This is a genomic window from Avibacterium endocarditidis (assembly GCF_965138825.1).
In the GTDB taxonomy this organism is placed as follows: Bacteria; Pseudomonadota; Gammaproteobacteria; order Enterobacterales; family Pasteurellaceae; genus Avibacterium; species Avibacterium endocarditidis.
Map to the genome: position 1 here is coordinate 48,184 of NZ_CBCSDH010000009.1, position 18,122 is coordinate 66,305.

Below are 18,122 nucleotides of genomic sequence, written 5' to 3' on the forward strand. Positions count from 1 at the left end.
GCTATTTCTCGTACCAAATTTTATTCACAAATAACGTCACTAAGCCAGATGGTGTATGGACTTTCACTTCATCATCTACTTCTTTCCCTATTAAGGCGCGCGCCACAGGGCTGTCAATGGAGATCCAATTTTTAGCGGGATCAAACTCATCACAGCCCACGATGCGGTATTGATTTTCCTCGCCATTTTCATTTTCAAGGCTTACCCAAGCACCAAAAAAGATCTTCCCTTCCTGTCTAGGGTGATAATCCACAATCTGCAACACTTCTAAACGTTTTGTCAAAAAGCGGACACGGCGATCAATTTCACGCAAACGGCGTTTACCATAAATATATTCCGCATTTTCACTGCGATCCCCTAATGCCGCCGCATCAGATACCGCTTGCGTAACCTTAGGACGTTCTTCCTTCCACAAAAATTTCAATTCTTGATCCAACGCATTCCAACCGCTACGCGTAATGTAATTTGATTTTGACATTGTGCTATACCTTTACTTTTAAATTTATAAAAACTATTCATCAAACGGATTGAATAATTTTATCCCCATACGTGAGAAATCTGCGGTGTTTCTTGTAACAAGAGTAAGACCATATTGAATAGCACTAGCAGCAATCCAAGCATCATTTTTGGGGCAGTGATTGGGAATATGTAATGTTGCACAGATCTGTGCTGTTTTAGCATCAAGATGAAGAATACGATTTGCAAAGCCTATTTTTATGGTGTTTTCAAACCATTGACGGAGTATTTTTCCTTGCCAAGGATCTTTACGTTCTTTAGCTAAAATGCCACGTTCTAATTCCATCATTACGACAATATTCGTATAAATTTGCTGTTCATTAATTTCAGATAACCAACGAATGACTCCTTGGTTTGCTTTCCCACTTTTAATTTTACGAATTTCACTTAATACATTAGTATCAATAAAATACATTTTGTCCTCTAATCATCAAGTTCAATGGGAGCACGTTGCTTTGTTGAACGAGGTGGAATTTCTAATTCAATATCAGCTTCATCTTGTGGCATTAATGCCTCTAACGCATTACGAGGTGAAAGCGATCGTAACGTTTTCTGATAATCGGTATAGCTCATTAACACATAAGTTGGTTCACCTCGATTAGTTACAATAACAGGTGCGATTTGTGCCGCTTTTTGTGCCTGATTGAGATGTTGATTAAATTCTCGGCTGGTCATAATCGTCATTTTGAACTCCTTGTAGTGATGTTTCTACAATGTAGTGTAAAAAGAAAAAAATAACAAGAAAAAATTGTAGGTTAAATTTGTGGCAAAGAAACATTTGAGCAATGCCCACAAAACCAGTATCCTATGGCAATTTTTACTAATTGTTTTACTAATCAAAATAAAAGCCAATGCTAAATCAACAAATTTCACAGATTATTGCCGCAGAGCTTGCGGTACGCCCGCAGCAGATTTTAGCTGCCATTCAATTATTAGACGAAGGCAACACCATTCCTTTTATTGCACGTTATCGTAAAGAAGTCACGGGCGGTTTAGATGACACCCAATTACGCCATTTTGAAACCCGCCTGATCTATTTGCGTGAGTTAGAAGATCGCCGTCAAACCATTTTGAAATCCATTGAAGAACAGGGCAAATTGACGGAGGAATTACGCAACCAAATCCAACAAACCCAAAGCAAAACTGAGCTGGAAGATTTGTATTTGCCGTACAAACCGAAACGCCGTACCAAAGGGCAAATCGCCATTGAAGCAGGGCTTGAGCCGTTGGCGGAAAGCCTTTGGAATGATCCAAACCAAGATCCTGAAAGCGCAGCAAACGCTTATATTGACGCAGAAAAAGGCTTTGCCGATAGCAAAGCAGTGTTAGACGGCGCGCGTTATATTTTAATGGAACGCTTCGCGGAAGATGCACAATTATTGGCGAAAGTGCGTCAGTATCTACAACAAAGTGCGGTGTTAATTTCTAAAGTTTTAGACGGTAAAGAGCAGGAAGGGGAAAAATTCCAAGATTATTTTGATCACCAAGAGCTTTGGCATAATGTGCCTTCGCACCGTGCTTTAGCAATGTTCCGTGGACGTAATGAGGGCATTTTGCAGTTGAGCTTAAATGCCGACCCAGAACAGGAAGAAGGGGCGCGTCAGAGTTATTGTGAAGAAATTATTCGCCAACATTTGGGTGTGCATTTCAACCAACAGCCCGCGGACAAATGGCGTGAGCAGGTGATCAGCTGGACGTGGCGGATTAAGGTTTCGCTTCATTTGGAAACTGAATTAATGAGTCAGTTGCGTGAAAAAGCGGAAGAAGAAGCCATCAATGTTTTTGCGCGAAATCTTACCGCACTTTTAATGGCTGCCCCAGCTGGCGCAAAAAACACAATGGGGTTAGACCCCGGTTTGCGAACAGGCGTGAAAGTTGCCGTTGTGGATAATACAGGAAAATTATTGGCTACGGATACGATTTATCCACATACAGGACAAGCAGCAGCGGCGATGGCGAGCCTTTATCAATTAATCGAACGCCATAATGTGGAACTGATCGCTATTGGAAATGGCACAGCATCAAGAGAAACAGAACGCTTTGCCAAAGATGTATTAAAGCAAATCTCAGGACAAAAACCACAAACCGTGGTGGTGAGCGAAGCGGGGGCTTCTGTTTATTCTGCTTCCGAATTAGCCGCACAAGAATTTCCACAGCTTGATGTGTCTTTGCGTGGTGCGGTGTCGATCGCACGGCGTTTACAAGACCCGCTCGCGGAATTAGTGAAAATTGAGCCGAAAGCTATTGGTGTAGGGCAGTATCAGCACGATGTTAATCAAAGCCAATTAGCACGCAAATTGGACGCGGTGGTGGAAGATTGTGTAAACGCCGTGGGCGTGGATTTAAACACCGCCTCCGTGCCATTATTGGCTCGTGTGGCAGGAATGACAAAGACGTTGGCACAAAATATCGTGCAGTTCCGTGATGAAAACGGGCGTTTTGAAAACCGCGAACAGTTGAAAAAAGTGGCTCGCTTAGGGCCGAAAGCTTTTGAGCAATGTGCGGGCTTTATGCGTATCCCGCAAGGTAAAAATCCTCTTGATGCGTCAGGCGTTCACCCTGAAACCTACCCTGTGGTGGAAAAAATCTTGCAAGCCACGCAGCAATCTATCCAAGATTTAATGGGCAACGCCAGTGCCATTCGTCAGCTCGATGCAAAACAATTTATTGATGAACAGTTTGGTTTGCCAACGGTGCAGGATATTTTCAAAGAGCTAGAAAAACCGGGGCGCGATCCGCGTGGTGAATTTAAAACTGCCACCTTTATGGACGGCGTGGAAGAAATTAGCGATTTGAAAGCGGGAATGATCCTTGAAGGCACAGTTACCAACGTAACCAATTTTGGCGCGTTTGTGGATATTGGCGTGCATCAAGACGGGCTAGTGCATATTTCTTCCCTTTCCAATAAATTTGTGGAAGATCCGCACGAGGTGGTGAAAACAGGGGATATTGTGAAAGTCAAAGTGTTGGAAGTGGACGTAGCGCGCAAGCGGATCGCATTGACGATGCGTTTAGACGAACAGCCTGTGGATAAATCGCAAAATGGCGAAAAAAATCACCGCACTTTGGCGGCGAAAAATCAGCGTAACGCACAAGCGCAGCGTAAGCCACAAAATAACAGCGCAATGGGCAATGCCTTTGCCGATGCGTTGAAAAATTGGAAAAAATAAAGGAAAAATTGAATGACAAAAAATACCTTTATTATTGGCTTTATGCTGTTTGCTATTTTTTTTGGGGCGGGGAATTTGATTTTTCCGCCTAAATTAGGCTTTGAAACAGGCACAGAATTTTTGCCGTCTATCTCAGGCTTTGTGCTAACTGGCGTGGGGCTGCCACTGCTTGGCATTATTGTGAGTGCCTTTTATCGTGGCGGTTATATCGCCGCGTTGAAGCAAATCCACCCTGGGTTTTCCGTGCTGTTTTTGGTGTCGATTTCCCTTGCGGTCGGGCCTTTTTTCGCTGGGCCAAGAACGGGGGCGATGTCTTATGAAATGGTGATGATCCCTTTTCTTAAAGAAGCAGATAGCCTTTCCCAATTGTTGTTCACGCTGGCTTATTTCGCACTCACTTTATGGCTAAGCCTAAATCCCTCCAAAATGGTGGAGCGCATAGGCTCTATTCTTACCCCTGTGCTATTGCTGGCGATTATTGCGTTGGTGGTCAAAGCAGGGCTAATGTTGGTGGGAAAAACGCCTTTGCCAATGCCAGCAGATAGCCATCAGTATTTTTTTAATGGTGCGATTAACGGCTATTTAACAATGGACGCATTGGCCTCCATCGCCTTTTCCACAATGGTGCTAGGGGCGATCAAATCCAGCGCAGTAAAAGCGGTTTCGCTACAAAAGCAAACCATTTTTGCCGCAATGATCGCTGGCATTGCCCTTGCCTTTATTTACATTTCACTCGGTTGGGTGGGCAATCATTTAATGATTTCCCCTGATGTGTTAGCGCAGTTACATCAAAATAAACAGGATCTTGGCACTTATATTTTAAACCACGTTACCGCAATGGCCTTTGGTGAGCTAGGGCGATTGGTGCTGAATATCATTGTGTCGCTGGCTTGTTTAACTACGGCGGTGGGGCTGTGTGCCTCGATTAGCAGTTATTTTCATCAGCAATTTCCGCGATTTTCTTACCGCACTTATGCGATCCTATTTTGTTTGATTAGCTTTGTAATCGCCAATTTAGGGCTAAAAGAAGTGATCGGGCTTTCTTTGCCAGTGTTGATGATTTTATATCCCATTACCATTACGGTCATTTTGCTGCTGTTAATTAATTTATTTTTGCCAATGCCGATCTTGGCTCACCGTTTAGCCATTGGTTTGGTAACTTTTGTGTCGATTTTATCCGTGTTGGGTTCAGGCAAAATGGATTTTCTCGAACAGCTTCCGCTTAAGCCTTATTCTATCGAATGGTTGCCTTTCGCCTTGGTGGGCTTGGTGGCAGGCTATTTACTGCACTGGCGTAGGCGACAAGGGATTTTATCGATTATTCAAGAAAGCAAAGTAAAATAATTTATCCCAAAGAAAAGGATTGAACCTGATGTTCAATCCTTTTTTGTTTTTAAAGTGCGGTGCTTTTTTCCGTATTTTTAACCATAAAAAAGCGGGTGAATTTTCACCCGCACTTTTTGTCTAGCTCTCTTTCACCTCTTCGCCTTCGAGCGGTAAGTCTGCTTGTTCCCAGCCCATAAAACCGCCTTGCATACTATACACATTATCGTAGCCTTGCTCGATAAGAAATGCGCCTACGTTGCGGCTGCTGATACCGTGATAACAGCTCACGATAATGGGATCATCATAATCCACTTTTTGCTGAAATTCGCCATAGCTTTGGTTGGTTAAGTGAAACGCGCCCTTTGGGTGGCTATGAGTAAAACGGGGGAAATCGCGAATGTCCACCAGCGTGGCATTTTCTTCGTTCATCATTTGCCAAGCCTGCTGTGGCGTGATTTCTTTAAGTGCGGTCATTTTTTTCCTTATTTTTATTTATGCGTGAAATAATGCGCTATCTTATTGACATAGATCAATTTGTTCAAGACCTTTGCGATTTTTTCAAGTAAAATAACCGCACTTTTGATTTAGCTGATTTAGGACTATGCCTCAACTTTCGGAAAAACTCACTGCTTACGCGCAATTAATGCGTTTTGACAAACCCATTGGCACATTATTGTTATTGTGGCCAACGCTTTGGGCATTGTTTTTGGCAGAGAAAAATTTTCCGCCTATTTCGGTGCTAATAGTATTTGTACTCGGCGTAATCATTATGCGTGCAGCAGGTTGCGTGATTAATGATTATGCGGATCGCCACATTGACGGCAAAGTAAAACGCACTTCACAGCGTCCTTTAGCAACGGGAAAAGTCAGCGAAAAAGAAGCCAAATTACTTTTTGCAGGGCTGATATTCTGCGCCTTTATTCTGGTGCTATTTCTGAATTATTACGCCATTGGCTTGTCTTTTATTGCGGTGCTGTTAGCCTTTATTTATCCCTTTATGAAACGCTATACCCACCTTCCGCAATTTTTCTTAGGCGCGGCCTTTGGTTGGTCTATTCCTATGGCTTATGGAGCGTTAATCGCACAACTGCCCTTAGAATGTTGGCTGCTATTTGTGGCGAATTTAGCCTGGACAGTGGCTTATGACACGCAGTATGCGATGGTGGATCGTGATGATGATTTGCGCATCGGGGTGAAATCCACCGCCATTTTGTTTGCGCAATATGACAATAAAATCATCGCCTTATTGCAATTTATTGCCCTAGGATTGCTCGTTCTCATCGGTTACCAATCCCATTTGCATTATAGTTATTTTATTTTACTTGCACTTACCGCATTGCTTTTCGTTTATCAATGTAAACTCACTCGCCATCGCCGCCGTGAAGACTGTTTCAAAGCCTTTTTAAATAATAATTATGTGGGAATGGGCGTGTTTATCGCTTTTCTTGCAGGCATTTTTCTTGCCTAATTTGGAGCAAAATTAAGCCATTAAAGGCGATTTTTTCCGCTGTTTTTACTCTAAATGAACGGCACAATTTGGTTATCAAAAAATAATCTGCTTATTTCTACTTGAAATTGTCTTTTTTATCCCCATATCTCTGATAAATTTTTATCCAAAATAAAAGGAACTTCTATGACAACGATCGTAAGTGTACGCCGTAATGGCAAGGTGGTTGTGGGCGGAGACGGTCAGGTTTCCCTTGGCAACACAGTAATGAAAGGTAATGCGCGCAAGGTGCGCCGTTTATATAACAATAAAGTGTTGGCTGGTTTTGCTGGCGGCACCGCAGATGCGTTCACTCTGTTTGAATTATTTGAACGTAAGCTGGAAATGCACCAAGGGCATTTGCTTAAAAGTGCGGTGGAATTAGCTAAAGATTGGCGTACCGATCGTGCGTTGCGTAAACTTGAAGCAATGTTGATTGTGGCAGATGAGAAAGAAAGCCTGATCATTACCGGAATTGGTGATGTGGTACAGCCTGAAGAAGATCAAATTTTGGCCATTGGTTCGGGCGGCAACTATGCAATGTCTGCGGCACGCGCGTTAGTGCAAAATACTGATCTTTCAGCCCGTGAAATCGTAGAAAAATCACTCAAAATTGCAGGGGATATTTGCGTTTATACCAACACAAATTTCACCATTGAAGAATTGCCATAACGCGTAGATTTAAAATAGCTTGGATTTATTTAGTTTGTGCAGGCTTGCGTGAAATTGGCTGGCCAATTGGCTTGAAAATTGCCACCCAGCCTAACAAGGCACTGTTGGGATCACTGCTTGCGATTATTTTTATGATCGGCAGTGGCACATTGCTTTACCTTGCACAGCGAACCATACCAATGGGAACCGCCTATGCCGTATGGACAGGAATTGGTGCTGCTGGTGCTTTTATTGTTGGCGTGCTGTTTTATGATGATGCACTCACATTTTGGCGAGCATTAGGGGCAATGATGATTGTAGGTGGTGTTATCGTGTTAAAATTAACATCACATTAATCCCATTTATTTTGTATAAATGGTTTAGAAAAAAGGATTACATTATGTCTGAAATGACACCTCGTGAAATTGTTTCTGAATTAGATCAACATATTATCGGTCAGGCCGATGCAAAAAGAGCGGTGGCTATCGCCCTGCGTAACCGCTGGCGTAGAATGCAATTACAAGAGCCATTACGCCATGAAGTTACCCCTAAAAATATCTTAATGATCGGGCCGACTGGGGTGGGTAAAACAGAAATTGCGCGCCGTTTAGCGAAATTAGCCAATGCACCTTTCATCAAAGTGGAAGCCACCAAATTTACCGAAGTGGGTTATGTGGGTAAAGAGGTGGATTCCATTATTCGTGATTTAACCGATAGTGCGATGAAATTAGTGCGCCAAACGGAAATTGAAAAGAATCGTTTCCGTGCGGAAGAAGCCGCAGAAGATCGCATTTTAGATGCCTTATTGCCACCAGCTAAAAATCAATGGGGTGAAGTGGAAAATCACGATACCAATAGCAGCACTCGTCAAGTGTTTCGCAAAAAATTGCGTGAAGGACAACTTGATGATCGCGAAATTGATATTGATGTAGCCGCCCCATCAATGGGCGTGGAAATTATGGCACCACCGGGAATGGAAGAAATGACGAGCCAGTTGCAGTCAATGTTCCAAAATCTTTCTAGTGGCAAAACCAAAACCCGCAAAATGAAAATTAAAGATGCGCTCAAAGCCTTAGTTGATGATGAAGCAGCGAAATTAATTAATCCTGAAGAACTTAAACAAAAAGCTATTGATGCAGTAGAGCAAAACGGCATTGTCTTTATTGATGAGATTGACAAAATCTGTAAAAAAGGCGAATACAGTGGTGCTGATGTTTCACGCGAGGGCGTGCAACGTGATTTATTGCCATTAGTGGAAGGTTCAACCGTTAGTACTAAACACGGAATGGTGAAAACCGATCATATCTTGTTTATTGCCTCAGGTGCATTCCAAGTGGCGCGTCCTTCTGATTTAATTCCTGAATTACAAGGGCGTTTGCCAATTCGCGTTGAACTTTCCGCTCTCACCGCGGAAGATTTTGAGAGAATCCTTACTGAGCCAAACGCCTCTTTAACCGAGCAGTACAAAGCCTTAATGGCAACAGAAGGCGTGAATATTACTTTCACCCAAGATGCAATTAAGAAAATTGCTGAAGCCGCTTTCCGTGTCAATGAGAAAACTGAAAACATCGGCGCGCGCCGTTTGCATACGGTAATGGAGCGTTTAATGGATAAAATTTCCTTCAACGCCAGCGATATGAACGGCGAACAAGTTACCATTGATGGCGCTTACGTTGCAGATGCCCTCGGCGAAGTGGTAGAAAACGAAGATTTAAGTCGTTTTATTCTGTAAGACATTGATGTTATAAATAAAAAGAGCGGTGGAAAATTTCAAGATTTTTCACCGCTCTTTTATTTGCAACATAATTACATAGAATTGGCGATTGCCAGAAATTCTTCTTCGGTTAAAATTTTCACGCCTAATTCAAGGGCTTTGTTGAGTTTCGAGCCTGCGTTATCGCCCGCGATTAAATAATCGGTTTTGGCGGAAACGCTGCCGGTAACTTTACTGCCGAGCTGTTGCAATAAGGCTTTGGCATCGTTGCGTGCCATTTGGGTCAGCGTGCCGGTGAGTACCACGGTTTTACCTTTTAGTGGATTTTCACCTACTTCCTGCACTTGCACATCGTCCCAATGTACACCTTGGCTGATCAGATCGTTTACCACGTCCACATTATGCGGTTCACGCCAAAATACGAAAATACGATTTGCCACCACTTCGCCCACATCAGGCACTTCTTGCAGTTGTTCAATAGTCGCATTTTTCACTGCATCTAAATTTTTAAAATGATTGGCTAAATTGAGCGCCGTTGCTTCGCCCACATCTCGAATACCAAGCGCAAAGATAAAACGAGCAAGGGTGGTTTTCTTTGCTTTTTCTAAGCTGTTTAACGCATTTTCGGCGGATTTCGGCCCCATTCGCTCTAAGCGCATTAAGGTAACTTCGTCTAATTTAAACAGATCCGCTGGGGTGTGAATGAGTTCGCGATCTACCAGTTGCTCAATGAGTTTTGCACCCACGCCATCAATATCCATCGCTTTACGCGAAACAAAATGTTTAAGCGCTTCTTTGCGCTGTGCTTCACAGAACAAGCCACCGGTACAACGCGCAACGGCTTCGCCCTCAATACGCACAATCACCGAACCACACACAGGACAATGCGTAGGGAAAATAATCGGTTTTGCATTGGCAGGGCGGCGATCTGCCACTACGCCAATAATTTGTGGGATAACGTCCCCAGCACGGCGGATAATCACGGTGTCGCCAATGGCGATATTCAAACGTTCGATCTCATCGCCGTTATGCAAGGTGGCGTTGCTTACGGTTACGCCTGCCACAAACACAGGTTCAAGTTTTGCCACTGGCGTAATTGCGCCTGTTCTGCCTACCTGAAATTCCACATCGTTTAGCACGGTGAGTTCTTCTTGTGCAGGGAATTTATAGGCGATGGCCCAACGTGGTGCTTTGGAAATAAAACCAAGTTGTTCTTGCAAGGCAATGTCGTTAATTTTCAGCACTGTGCCGTCAATGTCATAGCCTAAATGCGGACGTTTTTCTGCCATAGTGCGGTAGAATTTCAGCACATTTTCCACGCCATTACATAGCTCAATTTCTTTATTAACCGGAATACCGATGGATTTCAGCCATTGCAAGCGAGCAATATGGGTATCGGGTAACTGCACGCCTTCTGCCACGCCAATGCCATAGGCATTGAGCATTAATGGGCGTTGGCGGGTGATTTTGGGATCAAGCTGACGCAATGAGCCAGCCGCCGCATTGCGTGGGTTGGCAAAGGTTTTCTCCCCTTTGGCGAGCGCCATTTCATTGAGCTTTTCAAAGCCAGCTTGTGGCATAAACACTTCACCGCGCACCTCTAAACGTGCGGGCGGATTGTCGGTTAAAAGCTGTAATGGAATATTGCGAATGGTGCGAATATTGGCAGTGATGTCCTCGCCTGTTGTGCCATCACCACGGGTTGCCGCTTGGGTTAGCACACCATTTTCATACAAAATACTCACCGCTAAACCGTCTAATTTCGGCTCACAACAGAAAGTGAGTGGGTCAGGCAACACGCCTAAGCGATCTTGGATACGTTTCACGAAAGCATTAAATTCTTCATCAGAAAAGGCATTATCCAAGGAAAGCATTGGAATTTCGTGGGTTACTTGCGCAAAGCCGGCAAGGGGTTTTGCCCCCACACGTTGAGTAGGCGAGTGGCTGTCGGCAAATTCAGGATGAGCCTGCTCCAAGGCTTTTAACTGGTGAAATAGACGGTCATATTCTGCATCGGGAATTTTTGGCTCGTCCAAAACGTGATACTGATATTCGTGATAGCGCAAGGTTTGGCGTAATTGTTCAATTTGCTGGGCAAGGGGTTGTTCTGTCATCATTAATTCCTTCTAAAAAATCACCGCACTTTTTCGTTAAAAATTGGCACTTGTACAAATAATTAAGGCGGACACAGTGGCCCGCCAGTTGCGATAAAAGAAAGTGCGGTGCTTTTTTCTGTCTTTTTAAGCACTCACTTTAGCCAAATAGGCTTTTTCCGCATTGTCATCAAAAATTTCTTGCTGATCCGTTAGCACAAAGCCACCCAGTTCTTCGGCAAGGGTTTTGGCGGCACGGATCATCATTCGTAAATTAACAAGATCGTTACCGTGGGACGGCAGTTGCATAAATAATGCGATGCCTACGGTGTAGAAATCTGCCATATTGTTTGGATCGAACGTACCGGGCTGTTGAATATTCGCTGCACTGAATAACACAGGGCTTGCCACACTGAGATCCAAATGGCGGTGGTAAATTTGTTGATGACCAAAAATAAAACCAAGATCATCAAGCACTCTGGCTAAATCAGTGCCGTTAAAATCGCGGTTTTCTGGTGATACCACATAAAGCATCAAGAAATCTTGGGCTTGGCTTGTTTGCTGTTCTTCGGTCTGTTGAGCAGGTGTGCTTTCTGCCACTTCTTCAAATTCTACGGTTGGGCGTTCACGTTCAATTTGAATCTGCGTTTCTGGCGCACTGGCTAGCACTTCAGATAATTTGTGTTCTGCGTGAATTCCTTCATCTGCGTTAATTGTCGCTTCAATTTCAGAGATAGTTGCCGTTGCCAAATTTTGTGGTGTTTGATAATTCGCAACGGGTTCAACATTGGCTTGAATAGGTTCAGACTCATTTGGCAAACTAATTTTAATTTGATTAACCGCCTGCTCCACATTTTGGGGTTCTTCTCTTCGAGGCGTAGAAAATGTATGTTGTTCCGCACCAAAATCTAAATGCTGTTGAGCTGGCTGAAGGCTTTCTGGCACAGCTTGTGCGGCATTTTCATTTTGAGCCTGCTGATCAAGATTTTCTTGTGGTTGGCGAACGCGATAATCTTTGCTAAATGTTTTGCCATTTTCAAAAATTTGTGATTTTTCACGGCGGTTCGACCATATTCCGTGAACCACTAAAGCGATCAAGGCGATGACGCCTAAAATAATCAAAATAGTATTCAAATCCATTACTTGTCTTCTCCCAACTTTAAACCAAAGGGCGGCACAAATTGGTTGATAGCTTACCATATTTTGCAAATTCGGTGATATGCAAAAATTGATTTTTTTCACCGCACTTTGTATGCTAAACCGCATTTTTATTTGATTAGAGAGATTTATTAGGAAAATTGATGTTGCAAGCAAAGGAACTTAAACAAGGTTTTCACTATTTTGTGATGGGCTGGCATTTGATTACACAAAAAGGCTTAAGACGTTTCGTGATTATGCCAATTTTGCTCAATATTTTATTGCTTTCGGGGCTGTTTTGGCTGTTTATGAGCAATATTGGCGGGCTAATTGATAGCCTGATCAGCTATGTTCCCGATTGGTTAGCGTGGTTAAGTGGCATTTTGCTTGCGTTATCCATTTTTATGCTTTTAACCCTATTTTATTTTGCCTTTACCACCCTTTCAGGCTTTATTGCCGCCCCTTTCAACGGCTTGCTCGCAGAAAAAGTGGAGCAAATGCTCACCGGTGAAAATCTGATTGAAATGAGTACAATGGATTTCATCAAAGATATTCCACGAATGTTAGGGCGTGAATGGCAAAAATTATGGTATAGCCTACCAAAACTTATCGCCTTGTTTTTACTAAGTTTTATTCCTGTATTAGGGCAATCTATCGTCCCTGTGCTGACCTTTTTATTTTCCGCGTGGATGATGGCGATCCAATATTGCGATTACCCTTTTGATAACCACAAAATTCCTTTCCATATTATGCGTAATGAATTGGGCGAAACACGCACGCTAAGTTTAACCTTTGGCAGCTTAATTACCTTTTGTACCTTTGTGCCAATCATCAATTTGGTGATTATTCCTGTGGCAGTATGCGGGGCAACGGCAATGTGGGTGGAAAAATATCGCGATAACGCCTTATTTGAATTTAGACCGCATCACAAATCAACACAAAATAGTCGCGCGAAAATTGTCAATAATCAGCGAGATGCGTTAAAAAATCACTCAGATCGCTTTATTAAATAGTTGAAATTAAAGCCTAAATAGCCGTTAGTTATAAAATATAGCAAACGGCTATTTTTTATTGCTGAAAAACTATGCTAAAAATGACCGCACTTTTAATTCAAATTAAACAGGTGAACACAATGACAATTTATAGCGATAATTCTTATTCCATTGGACGCACACCTTTAGTCCGCCTTAAACATTTTGGCAACAATGGCAATCTTGTAGTGAAAATCGAAGGGCGTAACCCAAGTTTTAGCGTGAAATGCCGTATTGGTGCGAATATGATCTGGCAAGCGGAAAAAGACGGTATTCTCACCAAAGACAAAGAAATTGTTGATGCCACTAGCGGTAACACAGGGATCGCCTTAGCCTATGTGGCGGCCGCTCGCGGTTATAAATTAACGCTCACAATGCCAGAAACAATGAGTTCTGAGCGCAAACGCTTATTAAGAGGCTTGGGCGTTAATCTTGTGCTAACCGAAGGGGCGAAAGGAATGAAAGGTGCCATTGCAAAAGCGGAAGAAATTGTGGCAAGCGATCCAAACCGTTATGTAATGCTGAAACAATTTGAAAATCCCGCCAACCCAGAGATTCACCGCCAAACCACGGGCTTGGAAATTTGGAATGATACGGACGGCAAAATTGACGTGTTGGTCGCTGGAGTGGGAACAGGCGGCACCATCACAGGGATCTCTCGTGCGATCAAACTTGATAAAGGCAAACAAATTCTTTCTGTTGCTGTTGAGCCAGAAGAAAGCCCTGTGATCACACAAACCTTAAATGGCGAAGAAGTGAAACCCGGTCCGCATAAAATTCAAGGCATCGGCGCAGGATTTATCCCAAAAAATCTCGATCTTTCCTTAATCGATCGCGTAGAACGCGTGGATAGCGAAACCGCCATTGCCACCGCGCGCCGTTTAATGGCGGAAGAAGGGATTCTAGCTGGCATTTCATCAGGTGCGGCAGTAGCAGCGGCCGATCGCCTTGCTAAATTACCCGAATTTGCCGATAAACTGATTGTCGCCATTCTCCCTTCCGCCGCAGAGCGTTATTTAAGCACCGCATTGTTTGAGGGAGTTGAAGGTTAAGCATTATTGACTACAAATGACTTAAAGGATTTATTTTAAAGAATAAATCCTTTTTTACGATAAAAATACGTTTACTTAATTGAAAAGAAAAAGGAAATTTTAAAGTATGGAATGGCGGTGAGAGGGGGATTCGAACCCCCGATGCACTTTCGCACATACACGCTTTCCAGGCGTGCTCCTTCAACCACTCGGACATCTCACCATCAGGAAGTAGTGGCTGAATATAAAGATTTCATCGGCTTTCGTCAAGCGTTTTTCTGCCCTTGGTGCTTAACTGGTTAAAATAGGGGCAGTCAAAGTGAGCGGTGGATTGTTTGAGTTTTGGTACTGTGTAAAAAAACAGTGTTTTTCTTTGCAAGTTTGGGGATTTCCGCTAAACTAGGCACAATTTTAATCCGTAAAAATAGATGAAAAAAGCACCGCACTTAGCCTTATGATGTATTTTGATTTGAATATCCCAACACAAGCCAATGATCACAAAATTTTAGCCAATGTTATTGCAGGTAGCGATACCTTAGCCCTTGCCGAAATTGCCCAAAGCCACCAAGGGCTTACCGTAGTGGTAACGCCAGATACGCGAAGTGCGGTGCGTTTATCGAAAGTTTTGGCGGAATTCGTTTCGCAGCCTGTTACCTTTTTCCCAGATTGGGAAACCTTGCCTTATGACAGCTTTTCGCCGCATCAAGACATTATTTCTTCACGGCTCAGTGCGTTATTCCATTTGCAAAATGCAAAAAACGGTATTTTTATTTTGCCGATCAGCACGTTAATGCAAAAAATTTGCCCGCCTGAGTATTTGCAGCACAATGTGTTGTTGATTAAAAAAGGCGATCGCATTGTGATTAACGATTTTCGTTTGAAGTTAGAAAATGCGGGTTATCGTGCGGTGGAACAGGTGCTGGAACACGGGGAATATGCACTACGTGGGGCGTTGCTCGATCTGTTTCCAATGGGAAGTGCGGTGCCTTTTCGTTTAGATTTTTTTGATGATGAGATTGATAGCATTCGTACTTTTGATGTGGATACGCAACGCACGCTGGAGGAAATTCCCTCAATTCGGTTGTTGCCCGCCCAAGAGTTCCCCACTGATCACAAAGGCATTGAATTTTTCCGCACCAAATTCCGTGAAACCTTTGGCGAAATTCGCCGTGATCCTGAGCATATTTATCAACAGGTGAGCAAAGGCACGCTGGCAGCAGGGATTGAGTATTGGCAGCCGTTGTTTTTTGAACAAATGGCCACCTTATTTGATTATTTGCCTGAACAGACATTATTTGTAGATTTTGAGAGCAATCAGCAACAAGGTGAGCGTTTTTATCAAGATTGTGAACAGCGTTATGAAAGCCGCCGTGTTGATCCAATGCGCCCTTTATTACCGCCAGATCAGCTTTGGTTGCCCATTGACCAAATTAATCATCAGCTCAAACATTTTCCTAAAATCACCTTGAAAGCGGAGAAAGTGGCGCGTGCTTCTGTGCGTCAGCAAAACTTGCCTGTGCAAGCCTTGCCAGACTTAAGCCTAAAATTACAACAAAAAGAACCGCTCTTACCTTTGCAACAATTTATGGCGCAGTTTAATGGCGATATTGTCTTTTGTGTGGAAACAGAAGGGCGGCGCGAAACCTTGCTTGATTTGCTCAATCCGCTGAAATTAAGACCAAAACAAATTGCACATCTTTCCGATTTGCAAGAAAAGCAAAGTTTGCTGATTTGTAGCCAAGATCGTGGTTTTATTGTGGATAAAAGCAAGGCTTCTCTTGCGTTGATTACGGAAACGGAATTGCTGGGCGAGCGTGTGCAACAACGCAGCCGAGATCGACAAAAATCGGTTAATCCAGATACCTTAATTCGCCATTTAGCGGAGCTTAAAATTGGTCAGCCTGTGGTGCATTTAGATCACGGGGTAGGGCGTTATGCAGGCTTGGTGACGCTAGAAAATGCAGGGATAAAATCGGAATTTTTACTGCTGCAATATGCTAATGATTCCAAGCTTTATGTGCCGGTAACCTCACTGCATTTGATTAGTCGTTATGTAGGTGGCTCGGAAGAAACTGCGCCATTGCATAAATTAGGCAGTGATGCTTGGGCGAAAAGCCGCCAGAAAGCAGCGGAGAAAATTCGTGATGTCGCCGCTGAATTGCTTGATGTGTACGCGCGCCGCGAAGCGCAAAAAGGCTTTGCCTTTCATTATGATCGTGATGAGTTTATGCAGTTTTCAGCCACTTTCCCTTTTGAAGAAACTTTGGATCAAATGACGGCAATCAATGCGGTAATTTCTGATATGACGCAACCGAAAGCGATGGATCGTTTAGTTTGTGGTGATGTGGGATTTGGTAAAACAGAAGTAGCAATGCGTGCTGCCTTTTTGGCGGTGATGAACCATAAACAAGTAGCCGTGCTTGTGCCGACCACGCTTCTTGCTCAGCAACATTACGAGAACTTTAAAGATCGCTTTGCCAACTTGCCAGTGAATGTGGAAGTGCTTTCGCGCTTTAAAACAGCGAAAGAGCAAAAAGTCCTGCTTGCTGATTTAGCGGAAGGCAAGATTGATATTCTAATCGGCACGCACAAACTGATTCAGCCAGAAGTGAAATTTAAGGATCTCGGCTTGCTGATTATTGATGAAGAGCATCGTTTCGGCGTGCGTCAAAAAGAAAAAATCAAGCAACTGCGTGCCAATGTGGATATTCTCACCCTGACGGCAACGCCAATTCCACGCACCTTAAATATGGCGATGAATGGTATTCGTGATCTTTCTATTATCTCCACGCCACCTGCGCGCCGTTTAACCATTAAAACTTTTGTGCGACAGGCTGATGATTTAATTATTCGTGAAGCAATTTTGCGTGAAATTCTGCGTGGCGGACAAGTTTATTATTTGCATAATGATGTGGCGAGCATTGAAAATTGTGCGGAAAATCTTGCCGCACTTGTGCCTGAAGCACGCATAGTGATTGGCCACGGGCAAATGCGAGAGCGTGAATTGGAACGTGTGATGTCCGATTTTTATCATCAGCGTTATAACGTGCTAGTTTGTTCCACCATTATTGAAACAGGGATTGATGTGCCAACGGCGAACACCATCATCATTGAACGTGCGGATCGCTTTGGTTTAGCACAATTACACCAACTGCGTGGGCGAGTGGGGCGTTCGCATCATCAAGCCTATGCCTATTTGCTCACACCGCCACCAAAAGCAATGACAAAAGATGCCTTGAAACGCCTTGAAGCCTTGGAAAGTCTGGATAATCTTGGCGCAGGCTTTATGTTGGCAACGCAAGATTTAGAAATTCGCGGTGCAGGGGAATTGCTTGGTGATGAGCAAAGTGGACAAATTGAAAGCATTGGTTTTTCGTTATATATGGATCTGCTAGAAAGTGCGGTAAATGCACTGAAAGAGGGGTGTGAACCTTCTCTTGATGAACTCACCCAGCGCCAAGTTGAAATTGATTTGCGTATTCCCGCCTTACTGCCAGATGACTACCTAGGCGATGTAAATATGCGTCTTGGTTTTTATAAACGCATTGCAGGGGCAGAAAATACGCAAGAGCTTGATGAATTAAAAGTGGAGCTTATCGACCGCTTCGGGTTATTGCCACAGCCAGCCAAGAATTTATTACAAATTGCTCAACTGCGTTTGCAAGCCAAGCCATTGCAGATCATTCGCATTGAAGCAACGGCACAAGGTGGCTTTATTGAGTTTTCCCCTCAAGCAAGCCTTGACCCAACAAAATTCTTGCAGCTTATTCAGCAATCCCCTGCGGTGTATCGCTTTGACGGCCCAACAAAATTTAGGTTTCAGCGTGATTTAACCGATAATAAAGTGCGGTTGGATTTTGTTACAGAATTGCTTCAAGCGTTACAACCCTAGGCACGGAAATATAATGAATTAATGGCAAAATCGTGATAGATTAACGCCATTTTAACTTTAATGCGTTATCTCAAA

General features: G+C 43.4%; 15 protein-coding genes and 1 tRNA gene. 9 read left to right on the forward strand and 7 right to left on the reverse strand.

The window, feature by feature from the left end:
- Nucleotide 1 precedes the first annotated feature (1 nt).
- Genes greB through ACNAV8_RS06760 form a run of 3 tightly spaced genes read right to left on the reverse strand, consistent with a single transcriptional unit; the run spans nt 2 to nt 1,200 of the window.
- Complete coding sequence (gene greB / locus ACNAV8_RS06750; RefSeq protein WP_103854785.1) at nt 2–478, reverse strand: transcription elongation factor GreB; 477 nt, start codon at nt 476–478, stop codon at nt 2–4.
- A gap of 33 nt (nt 479–511) precedes the next feature.
- Complete coding sequence (locus ACNAV8_RS06755; RefSeq protein WP_415777427.1) at nt 512–931, reverse strand: type II toxin-antitoxin system VapC family toxin; 420 nt, start codon at nt 929–931, stop codon at nt 512–514.
- 8 nt (nt 932–939) lie between these two features.
- Nucleotides 940–1,200 (reverse strand): type II toxin-antitoxin system Phd/YefM family antitoxin, encoded by a 261-nt coding sequence (locus tag ACNAV8_RS06760; protein WP_103854784.1) that lies wholly within the window; start codon nt 1,198–1,200, stop codon nt 940–942.
- 167 nt (nt 1,201–1,367) lie between these two features.
- On the opposite strand from ACNAV8_RS06760, the gene ACNAV8_RS06765 reads away from it, so the two are divergent.
- Together ACNAV8_RS06765 and brnQ are read left to right on the forward strand one after the other, a co-directional pair.
- The gene (locus ACNAV8_RS06765) at nt 1,368–3,686 is read left to right on the forward strand and encodes a Tex family protein (RefSeq protein ID WP_415777428.1); all 2,319 of its coding nucleotides are present in this window, start codon (nt 1,368–1,370) and stop codon (nt 3,684–3,686) included.
- A 12-nt stretch (nt 3,687–3,698) separates the two neighbouring features.
- Nucleotides 3,699–5,030 carry a branched-chain amino acid transport system II carrier protein gene (gene brnQ, locus ACNAV8_RS06770; RefSeq protein ID WP_415777430.1) on the forward strand — a complete coding sequence of 444 codons (1,332 nt, stop codon included), beginning with the start codon at nt 3,699–3,701 and terminating at the stop codon, nt 5,028–5,030.
- Nucleotides 5,031–5,150: 120 nt separating this feature from the next.
- On the opposite strand, the gene glpE is transcribed toward brnQ, so the two are convergent.
- On the reverse strand, nt 5,151–5,486 hold the full coding sequence (gene glpE / locus ACNAV8_RS06775) for a thiosulfate sulfurtransferase GlpE (RefSeq protein WP_415777431.1): 336 nt from the start codon (nt 5,484–5,486) through the stop codon (nt 5,151–5,153).
- Between the two features lie 127 nt (nt 5,487–5,613).
- On the opposite strand from glpE, the gene ubiA reads away from it, so the two are divergent.
- The 4 genes from ubiA to hslU all read left to right on the forward strand — a co-directional run bounded on the left by ubiA (nt 5,614) and on the right by hslU (nt 8,881).
- A complete protein-coding gene (gene ubiA, locus ACNAV8_RS06780) occupies nt 5,614–6,480 on the forward strand; it encodes a 4-hydroxybenzoate octaprenyltransferase (protein ID WP_415777432.1) in 867 nt (288 codons plus the stop codon).
- 165 nt (nt 6,481–6,645) lie between these two features.
- Entirely contained in the window at nt 6,646–7,170 is a 525-nt protein-coding gene (hslV, locus tag ACNAV8_RS06785; RefSeq protein ID WP_017805350.1) for an ATP-dependent protease subunit HslV, read from the forward strand.
- Between the two features lie 23 nt (nt 7,171–7,193).
- Nucleotides 7,194–7,505 carry a DMT family transporter gene (locus ACNAV8_RS06790; protein WP_281258770.1) on the forward strand — a complete coding sequence of 104 codons (312 nt, stop codon included), beginning with the start codon at nt 7,194–7,196 and terminating at the stop codon, nt 7,503–7,505.
- 44 nt (nt 7,506–7,549) lie between these two features.
- Nucleotides 7,550–8,881 (forward strand): HslU--HslV peptidase ATPase subunit, encoded by a 1,332-nt coding sequence (hslU, locus tag ACNAV8_RS06795; protein WP_103855084.1) that lies wholly within the window; start codon nt 7,550–7,552, stop codon nt 8,879–8,881.
- A 74-nt stretch (nt 8,882–8,955) separates the two neighbouring features.
- Here hslU and ligA read toward each other — a convergent pair whose 3' ends face one another.
- Nucleotides 8,956–10,977 (reverse strand): NAD-dependent DNA ligase LigA, encoded by a 2,022-nt coding sequence (gene ligA / locus ACNAV8_RS06800; RefSeq protein ID WP_103855973.1) that lies wholly within the window; start codon nt 10,975–10,977, stop codon nt 8,956–8,958.
- A 126-nt stretch (nt 10,978–11,103) separates the two neighbouring features.
- Entirely contained in the window at nt 11,104–12,096 is a 993-nt protein-coding gene (zipA, locus tag ACNAV8_RS06805) for a cell division protein ZipA (protein WP_103855975.1), read from the reverse strand.
- Between the two features lie 161 nt (nt 12,097–12,257).
- Here zipA and cysZ point away from each other — a divergent pair, with 161 nt between their 5' ends.
- Together cysZ and cysK are read left to right on the forward strand one after the other, a co-directional pair.
- On the forward strand, nt 12,258–13,106 hold the full coding sequence (gene cysZ, locus ACNAV8_RS06810; protein ID WP_103855972.1) for a sulfate transporter CysZ: 849 nt from the start codon (nt 12,258–12,260) through the stop codon (nt 13,104–13,106).
- A gap of 119 nt (nt 13,107–13,225) precedes the next feature.
- Entirely contained in the window at nt 13,226–14,176 is a 951-nt protein-coding gene (gene cysK, locus ACNAV8_RS06815) for a cysteine synthase A (protein ID WP_103855974.1), read from the forward strand.
- A gap of 112 nt (nt 14,177–14,288) precedes the next feature.
- Here the strand turns inward: cysK and ACNAV8_RS06820 are convergent.
- Nucleotides 14,289–14,378, reverse strand: a tRNA-Ser gene (locus ACNAV8_RS06820).
- A 234-nt stretch (nt 14,379–14,612) separates the two neighbouring features.
- On the opposite strand from ACNAV8_RS06820, the gene mfd reads away from it, so the two are divergent.
- Nucleotides 14,613–18,047, forward strand: coding sequence for a transcription-repair coupling factor (gene mfd / locus ACNAV8_RS06825; RefSeq protein WP_415777443.1), 3,435 nt, complete (start codon nt 14,613–14,615; stop codon nt 18,045–18,047).
- Nucleotides 18,048–18,122 lie beyond the last annotated feature (75 nt).